Annotated in this window: 8 protein-coding genes; 7 read left to right on the plus strand and 1 reads right to left on the minus strand. The window is 37.5% G+C overall.

The features are described from left to right. The first annotated feature begins 92 nt into the window (after positions 1-92). From Q1W72_RS04675 to Q1W72_RS04690, 4 genes are all read left to right on the plus strand, one after another. Positions 93-6299 (plus strand): hypothetical protein, encoded by a 6207-nt coding sequence (locus tag Q1W72_RS04675; protein ID WP_302137489.1) that lies wholly within the window; start codon positions 93-95, stop codon positions 6297-6299. Positions 6300-6456: 157 nt separating this feature from the next. Further along, entirely contained in the window at positions 6457-8343 is a 1887-nt protein-coding gene (locus Q1W72_RS04680; protein WP_302134830.1) for an IS1634 family transposase, read from the plus strand. Between the two features lie 93 nt (positions 8344-8436). Further along, the gene (locus Q1W72_RS04685; RefSeq protein ID WP_302137490.1) at positions 8437-15282 is read left to right on the plus strand and encodes a LamG-like jellyroll fold domain-containing protein; all 6846 of its coding nucleotides are present in this window, start codon (positions 8437-8439) and stop codon (positions 15280-15282) included. A 148-nt stretch (positions 15283-15430) separates the two neighbouring features. Further along, positions 15431-15661: a hypothetical protein gene (locus Q1W72_RS04690; RefSeq protein ID WP_099713264.1), complete on the plus strand. Its 231-nt coding sequence runs from the start codon at positions 15431-15433 to the stop codon at positions 15659-15661. A gap of 88 nt (positions 15662-15749) precedes the next feature. On the opposite strand, the gene Q1W72_RS04695 is transcribed toward Q1W72_RS04690, so the two are convergent. Next, positions 15750-16202, minus strand: a complete 453-nt coding sequence (locus Q1W72_RS04695; protein WP_302137491.1) for a DUF4442 domain-containing protein — start codon at positions 16200-16202, stop codon at positions 15750-15752. A gap of 153 nt (positions 16203-16355) precedes the next feature. Between Q1W72_RS04695 and Q1W72_RS04700 the strand changes: the two genes are divergently transcribed. The 3 genes from Q1W72_RS04700 (at position 16356) to Q1W72_RS04710 (ending at position 19056) form a co-directional block, all read left to right on the plus strand. Next, the gene (locus Q1W72_RS04700; RefSeq protein ID WP_099713266.1) at positions 16356-16811 is read left to right on the plus strand and encodes a DUF4870 domain-containing protein; all 456 of its coding nucleotides are present in this window, start codon (positions 16356-16358) and stop codon (positions 16809-16811) included. A 149-nt stretch (positions 16812-16960) separates the two neighbouring features. Further along, entirely contained in the window at positions 16961-17293 is a 333-nt protein-coding gene (locus Q1W72_RS04705) for a PadR family transcriptional regulator (RefSeq protein WP_099713267.1), read from the plus strand. A gap of 2 nt (positions 17294-17295) precedes the next feature. Beyond that, complete coding sequence (locus tag Q1W72_RS04710) at positions 17296-19056, plus strand: PspC domain-containing protein (protein WP_302137492.1); 1761 nt, start codon at positions 17296-17298, stop codon at positions 19054-19056. The last annotated feature ends 4 nt before the right edge of the window (positions 19057-19060 follow it).

Here is a 19060-nt window from a genome sequence, read left to right on the forward strand (position 1 = left end):
TAAACTTTATTTAACTTCTGTAAACGTCATAGATAATTTTCTAAATCCGGTTTACAAAATCATTAATTGTTTGATTAAAAAGTGTGCCTATTATGAAAAAAAACTACTCTAGATTCAATATAAATTCATTTTTTGTATTAATAAATTCGAAAACTTCTCTTTTGTTTTTTCTGATTGCTTTTCTGTTCTGTATTGATAGTTCTGCCCAATCCATATCGAGTTTTAATCCAATTAACGCCTGTAATAATTCTGGCGATTCAGTTATCATAACTGGAAATAATTTTACCGGAGCGACTTCGGTCACCTTTAATGGTGTGACTGCGACTTCTTTTACTATCGATAATGACTCCCAAATAACTGCAATACTGAGCGCAAGTGCCTCAACTGGATTTATTTCAGTAGTTACCCTTTTAGGAACCGCTACGAGTACTGGTGTTTTTACAGTAGATTCACCACCAACTGCAACTGCTGGTGGAACACAAACTATTTGTTCGAATGCAACGGCAACCGTAAGTGGTGCTTCTGCTACAAACGGAACAATCCTATGGACTGAAAACGGAGCAGGAACTATTACCGCAGGCGCTACAACACTAACGCCAACTTATACACCAACTGCTGCCGATGCGGGAACCTCTGTTACTTTGACAATGACTGTAACCAGCAACAATGCCTGCGCGCCACAAACTCAAACGGCAACATACACAATACTTGTAAATCCGTTACCAATAGCAATTGCCGGAGGATCACAAACCATTTGTTCGAATGCAACGGCAACCATAAGTGGTGCTTCAGCTACAAACGGAACAATCCTATGGACTGAAAACGGGGCAGGAACTATAACTGCAGGAGCTACAACACTAACGCCAACTTATACACCAACTGCTGCCGATGCAGGAAATTCTGTTACTTTGACAATGACTGTAACCAGCAACAATACCTGCTCACCACAAACTCAAACGGCAACATATACAGTAATTGTAAATCCGTTACCAACTGCAACTGCTGGTGGAACACAAACTATTTGTTCGAATGCAACGGCAACCGTAAGTGGTGCTTCTGCTACAAACGGAACAATCCTATGGACTGAAAACGGGGCAGGAACAATTACCGCAGGAGCTACAACACTAACGCCCACTTATACACCAACTGCTACCGATGCAGGAACTTCTGTTACTTTGACAATGACGGTAACTAGTAATAATGCCTGCGCACCACAAACTCAAACGGCAACATACACCGTAATTGTGAATCCGTTACCAACTGCAACTGCTGGTGGAACACAAACTATTTGTTCGAATGCAACGGCAACCGTAAGCGGTGCTTCTGCTACAAACGGAACAATCCTATGGACTGAAAACGGAGCAGGAACTATAACCGCAGGAGCTACAACACTAACGCCAACTTATACCCCAACTGCTGCCGATGCGGGAACCTCTGTTACTTTGACAATGACGGTAACCAGCAACAATGCCTGCGCACCACAAACTCAAACGGCAACATACACAGTAATTGTGAATCCGTTACCAACTGCAACTGCTGGTGGAACACAAACCATTTGTTCGAATGCAACGGCAACCGTAAGTGGTGCTTCTGCTACAAACGGAACAATAGCATGGACTGAAAACGGAGCAGGAACAATTACCGCAGGCGCTACAACACTAACTCCTACTTATACACCAACTGCTGCCGATGCGGGAACTTCTGTTACTTTGACAATGACGGTAACCAGCAACAATGCCTGCGCACCACAAACTCAAACGGCAACATACACAGTAATTGTGAATCCGTTACCAACTGCAATTGCCGGTGGAACACAAACTATTTGTTCGAATGCAACTGCAACGGTAAGTGGTGCTTCCGCAACAAACGGAACAATTGCATGGACTGAAAACGGAGCAGGAACTATTACCGCAGGCGCTACAACACTAACTCCTACTTATACCCCAACTGCTGCCGATGCAGGAACTTCTGTTACTTTGACAATGACGGTAACCAGCAACAATGCCTGCGCACCACAAACTCAAACGGTAACATATACAGTAATTGTGAATCCTTTACCAACTGTATCAATTGCAGTAAATCCGGGAAATAACATTTGCGCAGGTACCTCAGTTACTTTTACAGCTACTCCAGTTAATGGTGGAGCTACTCCTTCTTATCAATGGAAAGTAAATGGTATAAACGTTGGAACCAATATTCCAACATTTACTTCTACATCCCTTATGAATACCGATAAAGTAACCGTCGTGCTAACTTCAAGTACTGCTTGCACTTCTCCAGTTACCAGTAATTTAATTACAATGACTGTAAATGATGTTGTTGTACCATCTGTTAGCATATCAGCTTCCGCTACAACAATTTGCCCAGGCAACTCGGTAACTTTTTCTGCTTTGGCAACAAATGGAGGTACAACTCCTTCTTATCAATGGATGATTAATGGTATTAATACTGGCACAAATAGTCCTAGTTTTTCTACTTCATTACTTGCTGATGGTGATATAGTAACTGTTAGACTAACATCAAATGCTATTTGCGTATCGCCAATAACTGATATAAGCAACAGTATTCCAATTACAGTTAATCCCGCTACACCAGCAACTCCTGGAGTAATCTCAGGAACATCAACGGTGTGTCCTGGCATTTCAGGATTAACGTATAGCGTTGTTGCAGTAACCAACGCAACAAGTTATACTTGGTCAATTCCGACTGGATGGTCAATAACTGCAGGCGCAGGAACAAATTCTGTTACTGTGACATCTGGAAGCGCAGGACAGAATGGAAACATAAGTGTTACCGCTGGAAATAGTTGCGGTACAAGTGCTTCTGCCTCTTTAGCAGTTACTGTAAGTCCAGCAACACCCGCAACGCCAGGAGCAATAACGGGAACTGTTACACAATGTCCCGCATTAACAGGACAAATATATAGTATAACAGCAGTTCCTAATACTACAACTTATACTTGGACAGTTCCAACAGGATGGTCAATTACAGCAGGTGCAGGGACAAATTCAATAACAGTAACATCCGGTAATACAGGTCAAAACGGAAACATTAGCGTCACTGCAACAAATAGCTGTGGAACAAGTTCAGCAAGAACTTTGGCTGTAACTGTAAGTCCGGCAGCACCTGCAGCACCAGGAGTAATAACCGGAACTGGAACACAATGTCCGGCATTAACAGGGCAAACTTATAGTATTATTGCAGTAGCAAATGCTACAACGTATAACTGGACAGTACCAACTGGATGGTCTATAACTGCAGGTACAGGAACAAATTCTATTACTGTAACATCTGGTAGTACAGGCCAAAATGGAACTATTAGTGTTACTGCAACAAATAGTTGTGGAACGAGTTCAGCTAGTTCTCTTGGAGTAACCGTAAGTCCGGCAACACCAGTAACACCGGGATTAATTGCTGGAACACCGACTGTATGTCCGGCAATTATTGGATTAACATATAGTATAACAGCAGTTACTAATGCTACAAGTTATACTTGGACAGTTCCAACTGGATGGTCAATTACTGCAGGCACAGGAACAAATTCAATAACTGTAACATCAGGTAATACGGGCCAGAATGGAACTATCAGCGTTACTGCAACAAATAGCTGTGGAACAAGTTCAGCAAGAACTTTGGCTGTAACCGTAAGTCCAGCAACACCGGCAACACCAGGAGCAATATCAGGAACTGTTACACAATGTCCTGCATTAACAGGACAAACATATAGTATTGCTACTGTTGCAAATGCTTCATCGTATACTTGGACAGTACCAACTGGATGGACAATAACTGGAGGTGCAGCAACAAATACTATTACTGTAACATCTGGTACTGCGGGTCAAAATGGAACTATTAGTGTCACAGCAACAAATAGCTGCGGAACAAGTTTAGCTAATACTCTTGGAGTAACCGTAAGTCCGGCAACACCAGTAACACCAGGATTAATTGCTGGAACACCGACTGTATGTCCGGCAATTATGGGATTAACGTATAGTATAACAGCCGTTCCTAATGCGACGACTTATACTTGGACAGTTCCAACTGGATGGTCAATAACTGCAGGTGCTGGAACAAATTCAATAACTGTAACATCAGGTAGTACAGGCCAAAATGGAACTATTAGTGTTACTGCAACAAATAGCTGCGGAACGAGTTTAGCAAGAACTCTGGCTGTAACCGTAAGTCCAGCAGCACCAGCAATGCCGGGAGCAATAAGTGGCTCTATAGAACAATGTATAAGCAGAACAGGGCTTGTTTATAGTATATCCGCTGTTGCAAATGCTTCATCGTATACATGGACTTTACCGTCAGGTTGGAATATTACATCAGGTACAAATACAAATACAATTACTGTTTCAACATCAGGATCTGCGGTTGCTGGAAATATTACTGTGACTGCTAATAATTCATGCGGAACAAGTGGTGCTCAAACTTTTGCAGTTTCTGTAAATACTGCAATCCCAGCTACACCTGGACTTATTAATGGAGTAACCGTAATCTGTCCAACTAAAACACTAACATACTCAATAGCTGCCGTTTCTAATGCCAACAGTTATGTTTGGACTGTACCAACAAACTGGAGCATAACAAGTGGTCAAGGAACGACTTCAATAATAGTACAAGTACCTAATAATGCATCAAGTGGTTTTGTCTCAGTAATTGCTACCAATGTTTGCGGAAATAGCTCTCCAAGTATCTTGCAAGTAGATGTCAATACTAATGGAGGAGTATCTGCAGGAATTGACCGAATAGTTTGTTCAGGAACACCTCCAATAACTTTAGAAGGTTTAATTAGTGGTGTAATTAATAACCAAAATGAATGGGATTGGGTAGTTACTACCGGTACTATTAATTCGCCTAACTCATTGTCAAGTACTTACACGCTACCTCCAGGTTTCACCTCTGGAAACATTACAATAAGAATTGTTAGTAATCAAACAACTGTTGATTGCCCGGTAGTATCAGATGAAATGATTATCACAGTTCTTCCTAATCCTACAGCCAACATTAGTGTAACTGGAGCAAATCCAATTTGTAATGGATCTACATCTAATATAACATTCAATGCAACTCCTAATACAACTCTAACTTATACCGTTTCGGGTGTTGCCGGTTCATCAACAATAAATATTGGAGCAAGTGGAACAGCTACATTGACAACAGCGGCATTGACTTCAAACACAATATATACATTAACAAGTGTTTCCTATTCTTCAACTCCAACATGTATCCAAACTGTTTCAGGAACTGCAACTGTCACTGTAAATACAGCTCCAACCGTAAATGCTGGTGGGACTAATGTGGTTTGTCAATCACCTTCTCCTTCACCTATTACATTATCCGGAGCAACTCTTGGCGGAGGGGCCACAACTGGAGCATGGTCTATAACCTCAGGTGGCGGATTATTAAGTAGTACAGCACAAACCGCAACTCCCGCAACCGTTACCTATACTCCTGCTGCAAATTTCAGCGGAACAGTTATCTTGACTCTTACTACAAATGCACCAACAGCATGTTCTCCAGTAAGCGCAACAAGAACTATTACCGTGAATGCAACTCCAACGGTAAATGCTGGAGGAGCTGATATTGTTTGTCAATCAGCTACACCATCAGCCATTACATTAACTGGAGCAACTATTGGTGGCGGAGCTACAACTGGGGCATGGTCTATTACTTCAGGAGGTGGATCATTAAGCAGTACCCTCCAAACTGCAACTCCTGCAACAGTTACCTATACACCTGCCTCGAATTTCAGTGGGGTGGTAACATTGACCCTTACCACAAATGCACCAACTGCATGTTCTCCAGTAAGTACAACTAGAACCATCACTATAAATGCTGCTCCAACGGTAAATGCTGGAAGTCCTGATATTGTTTGTCAATCTCCAACACCATCTGCAATTACATTAACTGGTGCAACTGTTGGCGGAGGTGCCACAACTGGAGCATGGTCTATTACTTCTGGTGGAGGAACTTTAAGCAGTACCCTTCAAACTGCGACTCCTGCAACTGTTACCTATACTCCTGCAGCAAATTTTAGCGGAACCGTTACCTTGACTCTTACCACAAATGCACTTACTGCATGTTCTGCTATAAGTACAACTAGAACTATAACTGTCAATGCTACGCCAACTGTGAACGCTGGAGGCCCTAATACTGTTTGCCAATCGGGAACACCATCAGCAATTACACTAATTGGTGCAACCGTTGGTGGTGGAGCTACAACCGGAGCATGGTCTATCACTTCGGGAGGTGGATTATTAACCCAACTTGCAGGGTTGAATGACGATAAAAGTTAATTAATTGTTAATTACATCATTTTAACAATCATTTCTGTAAGTTTTTATTTAAAAATTGGTATTTTTTGTATTCAAAACAGGTGTTTTTTAGGTAAATTCCGTTTTGTAGTCCCCAGCAAATCTTGTCTTTAATGGGGATATTTCCGATTTTTACTAAATGTATTTCAAATCTACTTTTCGTCGAAATCCTGAAACAGGCAAAATGGAATCCTACTACCGATTGGTAGAGAGTTTTCGTGATCAAAACGATATTGTTAGAAACAGAACTATTGTAACTGCTGGATTTATAGACCATTTAACGGCTGAGGAATTGAATTATATCCAGAAAAAATTGACTGAAAAACTCAATGGAAAAAACAGCTTGTTTGAAGATGATTTTCAAGAACATCTTTGGGAGTATATTGATGAATTGTATTCCAAAATACTAAAATCAAACAAAATAGATAATTCTCATTCTTCCCAAAAAGACATTCACAGTGTAGATTTGAACACACTAAAACACACTGAAGCACGTGAACTAGGAGGTGAATGGATGAGTTTGCAAACATTGAAGCAACTAAAAATAGACCAGTTTTTATTGGATAAAAATTGGCCGGAAGAACAAGTTCAATTGGCACTCACTCAAATTATAAGCAGAGCCGTTTATCCCGCGAGCGAAAACAGAACCAGTAAATGGATAAAAGAAAATTCGGCTATTTGTGAATTAACCGCTTATCCTATCAAAAAAATAACAAAGGATAAATTATATCAATCTGCCTTAAATTTGTATCAAGTTAAAGATGAGATGGAAAAATATTTGTCTCAAAAGACCAATGAATTATTTGATATTGAAGATAAATTTTATTTGTATGACCTAACCAATACCTATTTTGAAGGTCAGAAAAAGAACAGTGATTTAGCTCAGTACGGACGTAGCAAGGAAAAGCGAACCGATGCCAAACTAGTTGTTTTGGCAGCTGTTGTAAATGTAGAAGGCTTTTTGAAATATTCCAATATCTACCAAGGGAATATGGCCGATTGCAAGACCTTGTCCGATATGATTGATAGCCTTCGTGAGGCTACGAGTGAGTCCACAAAAAAGGCTTTGGTGATTATGGATGCTGGTATTGCCACTGACGAAAACTTGAAATTGGTGACAGAAAAAGGATATGATTATTTATGTGTAAGCCGTACTAAACCCAAAAAATATGCCTTAAAAAATGAAATCCCTACAATAGTTTATGACAAAAAAAATCAGAAAATAGAGCTGAATGAAATTGAAGGTGAAGAACAAAATCAGTGTGTTTTCAAGGTGAAAAGCGACATGAAAGCAATGAAAGAACGTTCAATGAATCGCAAATTTAAAACCCTTTATGAAGACACATTAACCAAACTTGCCAATGGATTAGCCAAAAAATCGGGGATAAAAAAGCAAGAAATTATAAATCAAAAAATAGGGCGATTGCAACAAAAATATCCCTCAATAGCCAAGCATTACCAAATTGATTTATTGGTTGACCAAAAAACGAGCAAGGTAACTTCTATGAAATGGGAGGTCAAAGAAAGTCAAATAAATCAGAAAAAAGAACATGGCGTTTATTTTATAAAAACGTCTCTAAAAGAAAGGGATGAGCAAACAATTTGGAGAATATACAATTGCATACGAGAAATTGAAAGTACTTTTAGAACGTTAAAAACAGACTTGGATTTACGACCTATTTATCATCAGAACGATGAGTCAACTATGGCACATTTAAACCTTGGATTGTTAGCCTATTGGATCGTAAATACGATTAGATATCAACTAAAAGTAAAAAAAATAAATCACGATTGGCAAGAAATTATGAGAATTGCAAATACTCAAAAGTTAGTTACAACAGAGATAAAAGATGTACTTGAAAACACAATCGAAATTAAGAAATGTTCAGAGCCAAGCCCTAAACTAAAGGAAATTTACTTAGCCCTAAACTATAAAAAATGTCCCTTTACCAGGAAAAAATTTGTAGTCCCCAAATCTGAAATCCTAAAACAAGATTTCCTTTTTAAACAAAGGTTTACAAGCTAAAGTCTGCAAGTTGGGTTAAGTAGTACAGCCCAAACTGCGACTCCTGCGACTGTTACTTACACTCCTGCTGCAAATTTCAGCGGTACAGTCACGTTGACTCTTACTACAAATGCTCCAACTGGGTGTTCTGTAATAAGTGCAACCAGAACCATCACTATAAATACCGCTCCAACGGTAAATGCTGGAAGTCCTGATATTGTTTGTCAATCTCCAACACCGTCTGCGATTACATTATCGGGTGCAAGTATTGGTGGCGGAGCTACAACTGGAGCATGGTCTATTACTTCGGGAGGTGGGTCATTGAGCGATACAGCCCAAACTACTACTCCTTCGACTGTTACTTATACTCCCGCGGCAAATTTCAGTGGAACTGTCACTCTAACTCTTACTACAAATGCTCTAAGTGGCTGTTCAGTCATAAGTGCTATAAAAACCATTACTATAAATGCTGCTCCAACTGTAAATGCTGGAGGAACTGTAACTGTTTGTCAATCAACAATACCGTCTGCGATTACACTTTCTGGTGCAAGTATCGGTGGTGGAGCTACAACCGGAGCATGGTCAATCACTTCCGGAGGAGGGACTTTAAGCAGTACAGCTCAAACGGTAAATCCTGCGGCCATTACTTATACTCCTGCTGCTAATTTCAGTGGAACTGTTACGTTGACACTTACCACAAATGCATTAACTGCCTGTACAATCGTAAGTGCTACTAGAACCATTACTGTGAATGAAGCTTCAACCGTAAGTGCTGGAATAAATCAAACTATCTGCTCAAATACTACAGCTACAATGGCGGGTTCATTTGGAGGTGGTGCTTCTTCGGCTACTTGGAGTACAAGCGGAAGTGGTACATTTAATAACAATACACCAACTGCAATTTATAGCCCAAGTGCAACTGATATTAATTCAGGCACAGTTACTTTAACGTATTCTACTAATGACCCGGCTGGTCCATGTACAGCAATAACCGCAAATATCATTTTAACTATTAAAAAAGCAGTTGCAATTACAAATCAACCTTCGAATACAAGTATATGTGCCAGTTTTCCTGCAAGTCTAAGTGTAGTTGCCATTGGTGATGGCTTAACGTATCAATGGTATAAAGGCGCTGCTCCTACTGGTACAGCAATAGTTAATTCAGCTAATATCTCGGGTGCGCAATCTGCTAATCTTAATTTCAACCAAGCAAGTTTAAGCGATGATGGTAGTTATTATGTAGTTATTAACGGAGCATCTCCTTGTGCTGCAGTTACTTCAGCACAAAGAACATTGAATGTAGATCAAGCGATTATAGTATCTTCTCAACCTGTTTCACAATCACTATGCAATGGTTCTAATGTTACATTTACCGTAGTTGCTGATGCAAACGGAGATCCTTTATCGTATCAATGGAGAAAAAATGGTTCAAATATTATTGGACAAACAGCTTCAACTTTAACAATCAATTCTATTGCATCAGGAGATGCTGCAAACTACGATGTAGTAATTTCAGGGCCAGCTGGTTATACATGCTCCTCTGTACAATCAGCAATAGCAACATTAATGGTAACACAAATTCCGACAGTATCAATTAGTTATACAGGAAATCCATTTTGTAAAAATAATACCGTTGCTCAACCTGTAACAAGAACAGGAACAAATGCCTTCACTGGAGGTACTTACTCCTACTCAGCTGTTTCTGGGGGACCAACATTAAGTTTAGATACCTCAACTGGAGCAATAACTCCTAGTACAAGTAGCGCAGGTACTTATACTATAACATATACAACCCCTGTTACTGGAATTTGTGCGCCTGTAACGGCGACTACAACAGTTACCATAACTCCAATTCCGACGGCAACTATCAGTTATACCGGAACTCCTTTTTGTAATTCATCAAGTAGTGCTCAAGCGGTAAATTTAAGTGGCACAAATGCCTATACCGGAGGAACCTATTCTGCTCCAAGTGGATTATCAATTAACGCAACTACTGGAGCAATTATTCCTAGTACAAGCACAGCAGGGACATATACAATAACGTACACTGGTCCTGCCACTGGAGGTTGTACGCCAGCTTCAGCAACTACAAGTGTGACGATAACTCCAATTCCAACGGCAACTATCAGTTATACAGGAACACCTTTTTGTAATTCATTAAGTAGTGCTCAAGCAGTAAATTTAACTGGAACAAATGCCTATACTGGGGGAACTTATTCTGCTCCAAGTGGATTATCCATTAATACAACTACTGGAGCAATAACTCCTAGTACAAGTACGGCTGGAACTTATACTGTAACTTACACCGGCCCTACTATTGGAGGTTGTGCTCCAGTTTCAACAACTACAAGTGTTACAATAACTCCAATTCCAACGACATCTATCAGCTATACAGGAACTCCTTTTTGCAATTCGATAAATAGCGCACAAGCAGTAAATTTAACGGGAACAAATGCCTATACCGGAGGAACCTATTCTGCTCCAAGTGGACTAACAATTAATGCGACTACAGGAGCAATAACACCTAGTACTAGTACTCCAGGTACTTATACTGTAACCTATCGAATTCCAGCTTCTGGAGGTTGCGCTATCATAGCAGTTACAACATCGGTTACTATTAATCCGCTTCCTGTTGCTACGTTCAATTATGGTTCTGCAACTTTTTGCAAGAGTGCTACGAATCCATTGCTAACTTATACGGGAGGTGGAGTTGCAGGAGTATTTAGCGCGACACCTGCAGGATTGTCTATTAATTCCTCAACAGGAGCAATCAATTTGGCGGCAAGTACAGCAGGAACATATACAGTTACCAATACCATTGCAGCATCTGGTGGTTGTGTAGCGGTAACACATTCTCAAGTAATAACAATTCATCCGGTAACGATTGGTGGTTCAATAACTGGTTATTTTAGTGCTACTCCCACAATAATAAGCAATTTAATTACTGCCTGCCACTTAGGTAGTGGTACACTTACTTTAAGTGGTTTTGTTGGGAATATAGTACGATGGGAATACACTACTAATGGAGGCGTAACATGGGTGCCTATTGCAAACATAAGTGCTACAAATAATTTTACGAATATCAGCCAAACAACATTGTACAGAGCAGTACTTGATAGTGGAGCTTGTGGCTTGGCATATTCAGCTATAGCATATGTAAATGTCATTCCGCCAAATATCAAACCAGATCCTGTATCGGCATCACCTTCAACTTTATGCTTAGGAAGTTCCTCTTTATTTACATCCCAAAGTAGTTATGGTACAGGCCAATTTTTGCAAGGCGGAGATTTTCAAACAGGGCAATTGAATACGCAAGATCCTAGAGGATGGTTAGTAGATGGTTCTCCTGGAGGTTATACTGCATCTGCCAATAATACAAGTTCTAACCATTGGGCTGGTACAAACCCACATCCTTTTCCAGGCGGAATAATTTATGATTCTGGTGATCCAAAATTTGCAATTGCGAATGGTCCATTAACCACAACCTTACAAACACCTATATTTAATTCATTAGGTTTAACAACCTTTTCATTTGGATTTGACCAGGCCTATAAATTATTGGCTGGAGACCGCATACTCATTGAACTATCACTGAACGGTGGTGCAAGTTACACTGTTACATTACAAGATATTACCGGACCGGCTCAATCGGCCCTCTTTAATACCTTTGCGAATGACAATACTTCTTTCGATTTACAAAATTATATAGGTCAAACACAATTGAGAGTAAAATTCACTTTTATAGGTGCCAATACAAATAGTGCTTGGGCTTTAGATAATTTTAAATTTCCGGATGCACCACCAAATCAAACCATTGAATGGACTGATGAAGACGGAAATATAATTTCAACAATAAATACGGTGAATATAACACCTGTTTCACCAGGAGTTCAAGTTTATGGTGTTACAACTTTAATTAATGGATGTAGAAGTTCAGGAATAGACGGAACTGAATTTGTAACAGTTAATGTAAACTTTGCTTATGCTGGGAAAGATCTTGCAATTCCAGCTACAGATTGTGGAAATAATACGGTCACTCTTAATGCTTATGACAATAGACTTACCGCTGCACAAAATATAGCAAAAGGAGCTTGGGACAATAATTATGTAACCGATACTGCTATAGGTACTGGTGCCACTGGAAAATGGACCATTAAATCCAGTACTGCAATAAGCCCTTGTAATATAGCAACCTTTTTTCCAAATGATACTGATCCTAATGCTACGTTTACCGGTGATGCTGGAACTTATGTATTAACTTGGACTGCTGCCGGGTGTTCAGATGATGTTACTGTTGTTTTAACTGATTGCTCTACAATTAATTTCGATGGTACAAATGACAATATAACCTTCAAAGATAATTATGATTTTACTGCTCCATTTAGTATCGAAGTTTGGGTAAAACCCAATTCAGTAACTGGAACACAAACCATCTTTTCTAAACGCGATTCTAATAATCTGGCTACAGGTTATGATTTGAAATTGATAGGAGACAAAATTTCATTTAATTGGAATGGAACAGGAACAGTTGCCTCTAATTATGGCATTAGTACAAGCAGATGGTATCATATTGCAGTTACTTTGAGTGGTACAACGTATCGATTATATATTGATGGTGTTGAAGTGAAAAATGCATCAGGATCATTACCAGCAACTAATGACTTTGATTGTATTTTAGGAGCGATGAATAAATCTGGAAGCCAACCTATAAGCTATTTTAATGGATGGATGGATGAACTCCGAATTTGGAATAAAGCATTAACTCCAGAACAATTGCACCAAATTATGAATCAGGAAATTAAAAGCAACGGAGCTACCGTTGCAGGAGTAATCGTTCCTGTAGATGTAAACGGATTATCATGGACAGCCGATTTATTAGGCTATTACCAAATGAGCTCCATTAGTTGTGGTTATCTCAATCCAACAAAAGGAACTGCCATAGGTAAGTTAAGAAATATTACCAGCATACAAGATCAAACCGCTCCAATACCATATACTTCAAGAGTTAGTGGTCAAGATTGGAGTACTGATACTACTTGGACACACTTTAATGTTTGGGATGCACCAAATAGCTTAGGAGTTGATAATAGTACTCCAATTGATTGGAATATTGTACAAATATCACATAACATTAATTCTGGAAATAAAGACATTACAGTATTAGGTTTACTTTCAACTGCCGGAAAATTAACAATGGCTGATCCTGTTGTAACTAATCCAATTGAAAATAATGACGGTCAAGGTTTATGGATTACCCTTTATTTATTATTGAACGGTAATATTGATCTTGTAGGTCAATCACAACTGGTACAAAAGAGATATTCAGCATCCCAATACGATGACAGTATTTTAGATGAAGCTAGTTCAGGATATATTGAACGAGATCAACAAGGTCAAAAAAATAGTTTCAATTACAACTATTGGTCATCACCGGTAAGTATTCAAGGAGGTTTAAATAATTCACCATATGCAATTGCAAATATTCTAAAAGATGGAACGGATTCTTTAATTCCGAATAGTATCAATTTTGATGACGGTGCATTTTTTGCAGATGTAGTTTCAAGTCCTATAAAAATTAGTAACCGCTGGTTATGGTCTTACAACTCACAAACACTAAATTCGAATACAGATTTAAATGATTATCATCAATGGAAATATGTTGGCAGTACCGGTCTGATAAAAACTGGAGAAGCGTATACTATGAAAGGAACCGGTGGTATTGCTCCAATCACAGCACTACAAAACTATGTCTTTGTAGGAAAACCTAATTCAGGGACTATTACATTATCTTTACCTTATGACCAAACGTACTTAGTAGGAAATCCTTACCCATCAGCGCTTGACGCCGACGAATTCATAAGAGACAACTTAGCTGCTAGAAATGCACTAGGCAAAAATGTTTTTAATGGCGCACTTTATTTTTGGGATCATTTTGGTTTGTCAAACAATCACTATTTAGCTGAATATGAAGGTGGTTATGCTACCTATACATTAATGGGAGGAGTTGCCGGTATTGCTGACAGTTCTTTGACTGGAACTGGAGCTGGTACAAAAGTACCGGAACGATACATCCCCGTAGCACAAGGATTTTTTGTTGATGCCTATTTAGACTCTGACCTTTCAGGGACGATGATTCCAACAACAGTTGATGGTGGCAATTTAATTTTTAAAAATAGTCAACGAGTATTTGTCAAAGAAAGTGCAGGAAACTCGCTCTTTATGAAAACGATTGGAACAACAAAATCAAGTGCAAAAGATTCAGATGTTGAAACTGAAACGAGATCAAAAATCAGACTCGGTTTTGACTCTTCAATTGGTGCGCATCGACAACTATTACTTGGAGCCGATAGTAACACAACCGCAATGTTCGACATCGGTTATGATGCTCCAATGTTTGATTTGAGTGTAAATGATATGTTTTGGGAAATTAATAATATTGAATATGTGATTCAAGCCGTTACTGATTTTAATGAAAATCAAGTAATCCCTTTAGGACTTACTGTAGGAACCGAAGGCAAAATCAAAATAAAAATTGATGCTCTTGAAAACATATCTGGTACAACTCAAATTTACATCCATGATAACATAACGGGCATTTATCATGACATTCGTACTAGTGATTTTACAATTTCATTAGCCGTTGGCGACTACAGAAACCGTTTCTCACTTCGATTTACAAACAAAACACTTGATGTTGATGAGAATAATTTAAATGACGGACTTATAGTTTTATATTCCAATAATTATAAAGTCTTAATTATTCAAAATAAAGCTCTTGATTCAACCGTGAACGAGGTGCGTCTCTTCAATATATTAGGACAAGCTGTGGCAAATTGGGATGTGAAAAATGAAATTCAAACCAGAATTCAAATTCCAATCAAAAGTTTAAGTTCAGGAGTATACATCGTAAAACTGAAAACTTCAAAAGGAGATTACAGTAAAAAAATCATAATCAAATAAAATGTATGTTCCCAGTATTAGAATACTATTCAATTAAGTGAATATTAATCTGAATTTTAATAAATTGGTTTAAATTATTATTTATATTTGAATTATAATTTTGGATTTATATCCAAATAAAAAATGAAAACCATTTAAATTTATACAAATGAAAAAGATAATAGCATGTATAGCAATCGCATTTCTAACTGTGAATCTTAGTGCGCAAGAAAGTAAAACCGCTACAAAAGAAAAAGCAAAAAAAGAATCCTGTTGTGCTAAAAAAGATTCTAAATCAAAAGCGATGAGTGCTGATGAAATAGAAAAATGCCAAGCAAAATGTAAGGCTGAAGGAAAAAAGTGTGATGCATCAGCAAAAGCAAGTGGCAAAAAATGCTAGTCTAAACAATATAAATTTTAATTTCCTATAAAAAAACGCCTCTAGATTTAGAGGCGTTTTTCTATTTTTAGAAACAAACTACGTGTTTTTATTTGGCTCTTACACTCCATTCAAAATCCATTTCAGACACTTGAACTCCTTTTTCATCTGTTCCAATAGACTTCATCCAGAAGGTTTGTCCTTCTCCGGTAGCAATTGTTTTTTCAATTGCTTCTTCAATTAAATGACCATCTATACAGGTAAAAGTGATTCTACCAGTTGCCTTTTTGGTAAAATTTCCTTTATTGTTTGCAACAAGCATTGATATTTTTCTGCCGCTTTTTTGGATTTGAAACATCACCAAAGCTCCTGTAGAAAGCTCAGCAGCCATTGCTTGCACTGCAAAATACATGGAATTAAACGGATTTTGATTAATCCAGCGGTGTTTTACTGATACCACACATTTGTTTTCATCAATCTCTTTTACACGTACACCACAGATAAATGCCGACGGTAATTTAAAGAAGAGAAATTTATTAAGTTTTGACGCTGTAAGTTTCATATATAGCTAGGTTTTTTGCTAAAATACAAAAAAATACTATGCGTACATATTAAATTAATTTGTTAATTTTATGTTAATATTTGGTACTATGCGAAACAAGATACTGTCTTTTAGACATATATTTGCATAAGAAATTACTATATACTTTTAATCATGGAAACAACTACCGAAAAAAACACCGCAACATTTACTCATTTGAGTGCATTGACTCAATATTTTATTCCTTTTGGAAATTATATTTTTCCAATAATACTTTGGACTTCAAAAAAGGAAAGTTCAGAATTTGTGGATCACCACGGAAAACAAGTACTTAATTTTCAGTTAAGTTTACTATTGTATTCTTTAGTGTTGATACTAATTGCAGTTCCAACATTTTTAATTACACTGTTTAAAAATGTTCCTTTCGAAGCTGTAGTAAATGACCACGATTTTGTTTTTAGAAATTTTAACTTTGAAGGAAACATCGGAATGTTAACAGTAGGTTTAGTTGCTGTTTTAATTTTTGGACTTTTAAAAGTGGCTGAATTCTTTTTAATCATTTATGCTTCCATCAAAACATCAAATGGTGAAAAATACAAATATCCAATAACGATTCCGTTTATTAAGTAGGAGAAATAAAATGGATTAAAAGCGAACAAACGTAATAAATAAAGCGAACCAAACAGCAAGAAACAATTGCTTCATTCCTCGCAAAAACAAATCAATCATCAATCAAAAAATGAACCGTTTAATCAACACAAAATCAAAAAAAAGAAATTATGAACATTGAAAACACAAAAGCCCAGATGCGTAAAGGTGTTCTCGAGTTTTGCATCTTATCCGTATTAAAAGAAAAAGATGCATACACATCGGAAATATTGGACACATTAAAAAACGCAAAATTATTAGTTGTAGAGGGAACTATTTACCCGCTGCTAACCCGATTGAAAAATGATGGATTGCTCAACTATCGTTGGGAAGAATCCACATCAGGACCACCAAGAAAATATTATGGTCTAACAGAAATAGGACAAACATTTTTAAAAGAACTTAGTGGCACATGGACTGAATTATCCGATGCCGTAAACCTTATAACCAACCAAAAACAATAGTCATGAACAAAACTGTAAATATAAATCTAGGCGGAATGTTCTTTCATATAGATGAAGATGCATACCAAAAATTAACTCGATATTTTGATGCCATAAAACGATCTTTATCTAATTCATCTGGACATGATGAAATCATAAAAGATATCGAAATGCGTGTTTCAGAATTATTGAATGAAAAACAAATAAGCGACAAACATGTTGTGGGTTTAAAAGATGTAGATGAGGTTATTGCCGTAATGGGACAACCGGAAGATTACATTATTGAAGATGAGTTGAAAGGTTCTCAAACCTTTAGTGACAGTTCAAACAGAAGAACAAAAAAATTATACCGTGATAAAGAAAAAGGTATGATTGGCGGTGTTGCAGCTGGATTGGGTCATTATTTTGGAATTGATGCCGTATGGATCAGAATCGTTCTAATCCTATTAGTTTTTGCTGGATTTGGAACTGGAATCTTGGCTTATATCATTCTTTGGATTGTAACGCCTGAAGCCGTAACCACATCAGAAAAACTTGAAATGACCGGGGAACCGGTAAATATTTCGAATATCGAAAAAAAAGTACGTGAAGAGTTTGAAAGCGTTTCTGGCAAAATAAAAAATGTGGATTACGACAAATATGGCAATCAAATAAAAACGGGTGCCGGGAAAATAGGAAGCTCTTTTGGTGATTTTATCATGACTGTTTTCAAGATTTTCGCAAAGTTTTTAGGAGTAATTTTAATCATCACAGGAATTGCAACATTAGTTTCATTACTAATTGCTGTTTTCACTTTAGGCTCTTCAGATTTTATTGATGTGCCATGGCAGAGTTTCATTGAAGCAGGAAATTTCACGGATTACCCAATATGGTCTTTTGGATTGTTAATGTTCTTTGCAGTTGGAATTCCGTTCTTTTTCTTGACACTTTTAGGTTTCAAATTATTGTCACCAAGCATGAAATCAATTGGAAATATTGCTAAATACACATTATTGGCACTTTGGATTATTGCCATAACGATATTAATTTCAATAGGAATAAAACAAGCGTCAGAAGTGGCTTACGAAGGAAAAACAGTTCAGAAAGAAACGATTAATGTATTGCCAAATGACACTTTGTTTGTAAAATTCAGATACAATGAGTATTACACTAAAGACATTGATGACAGAGAAAGCTTCAAGTTTGTTCAGGATTCAGCTAACACTCAATTGATTTATTCCAATAATGTAAGTTTAGAAATTTTACGTACAGATGAGAAATTACCTTTCATCCAAATTGAAAAAATAGCAAGAGGTAAATCATTTCAAGATGCAAAACAAAGAGCTGAAAAAATAAAATACGCTATCAAAATTGAAGGAAATCAGTTAATTCTAGACAACTATTTATTGACAGAAGTAGCTAATAAATTCCGTGACCAGGAAGTGGAAATATTTTTATACGTACCAGAAGGAATTCTATTGAAACCTGATACTTCAGTACAAAATTTCGACAGATCTGACGATTCATTCTTCAACTTGCACTACAGTTCAGACAATTACATTTACAAAGTAGAAAATTCTCAAATAAAATGTTTAAATTGTCCTGCTGATGAAAATGAATATAATGATGTTGATGTAAATGAAAATGGTGATAATGTAGAAGTAAATATTACTGGAAAAGTAACAGAAAATGACAGTATTACAACTACTACTGTAAAAGTAAACGGAGAAACGGTTACAGTAAATGAAGCTGGAACCAAAAAAGGCTTATCAGTAAGCAAAAACGGTGTAATCATTAAAAATTAAAGCT

It is taken from the genome of Flavobacterium sp. ZE23DGlu08, assembly GCF_030505335.1.
GTDB classification, from domain to species: Bacteria; Bacteroidota; Bacteroidia; order Flavobacteriales; family Flavobacteriaceae; genus Flavobacterium; species Flavobacterium algoritolerans.

Coding starts and splice junctions, on each gene's coding strand:
- Q1W72_RS04690 (WP_099713264.1), top strand. CDS start 15,431: ATGAAAAAGATAATAGCATGTATAGCAATCGCATTTCTAACTGTGAAT.
- Q1W72_RS04700 (WP_099713266.1), top strand. CDS start 16,356: ATGGAAACAACTACCGAAAAAAACACCGCAACATTTACTCATTTGAGT.
- Q1W72_RS04680 (WP_302134830.1), top strand. CDS start 6,457: ATGTATTTCAAATCTACTTTTCGTCGAAATCCTGAAACAGGCAAAATG.
- Q1W72_RS04675 (WP_302137489.1), top strand. CDS start 93: ATGAAAAAAAACTACTCTAGATTCAATATAAATTCATTTTTTGTATTA.
- Q1W72_RS04705 (WP_099713267.1), top strand. CDS start 16,961: ATGAACATTGAAAACACAAAAGCCCAGATGCGTAAAGGTGTTCTCGAG.
- Q1W72_RS04710 (WP_302137492.1), top strand. CDS start 17,296: ATGAACAAAACTGTAAATATAAATCTAGGCGGAATGTTCTTTCATATA.
- Q1W72_RS04695 (WP_302137491.1), bottom strand. CDS start 16,202: ATGAAACTTACAGCGTCAAAACTTAATAAATTTCTCTTCTTTAAATTA.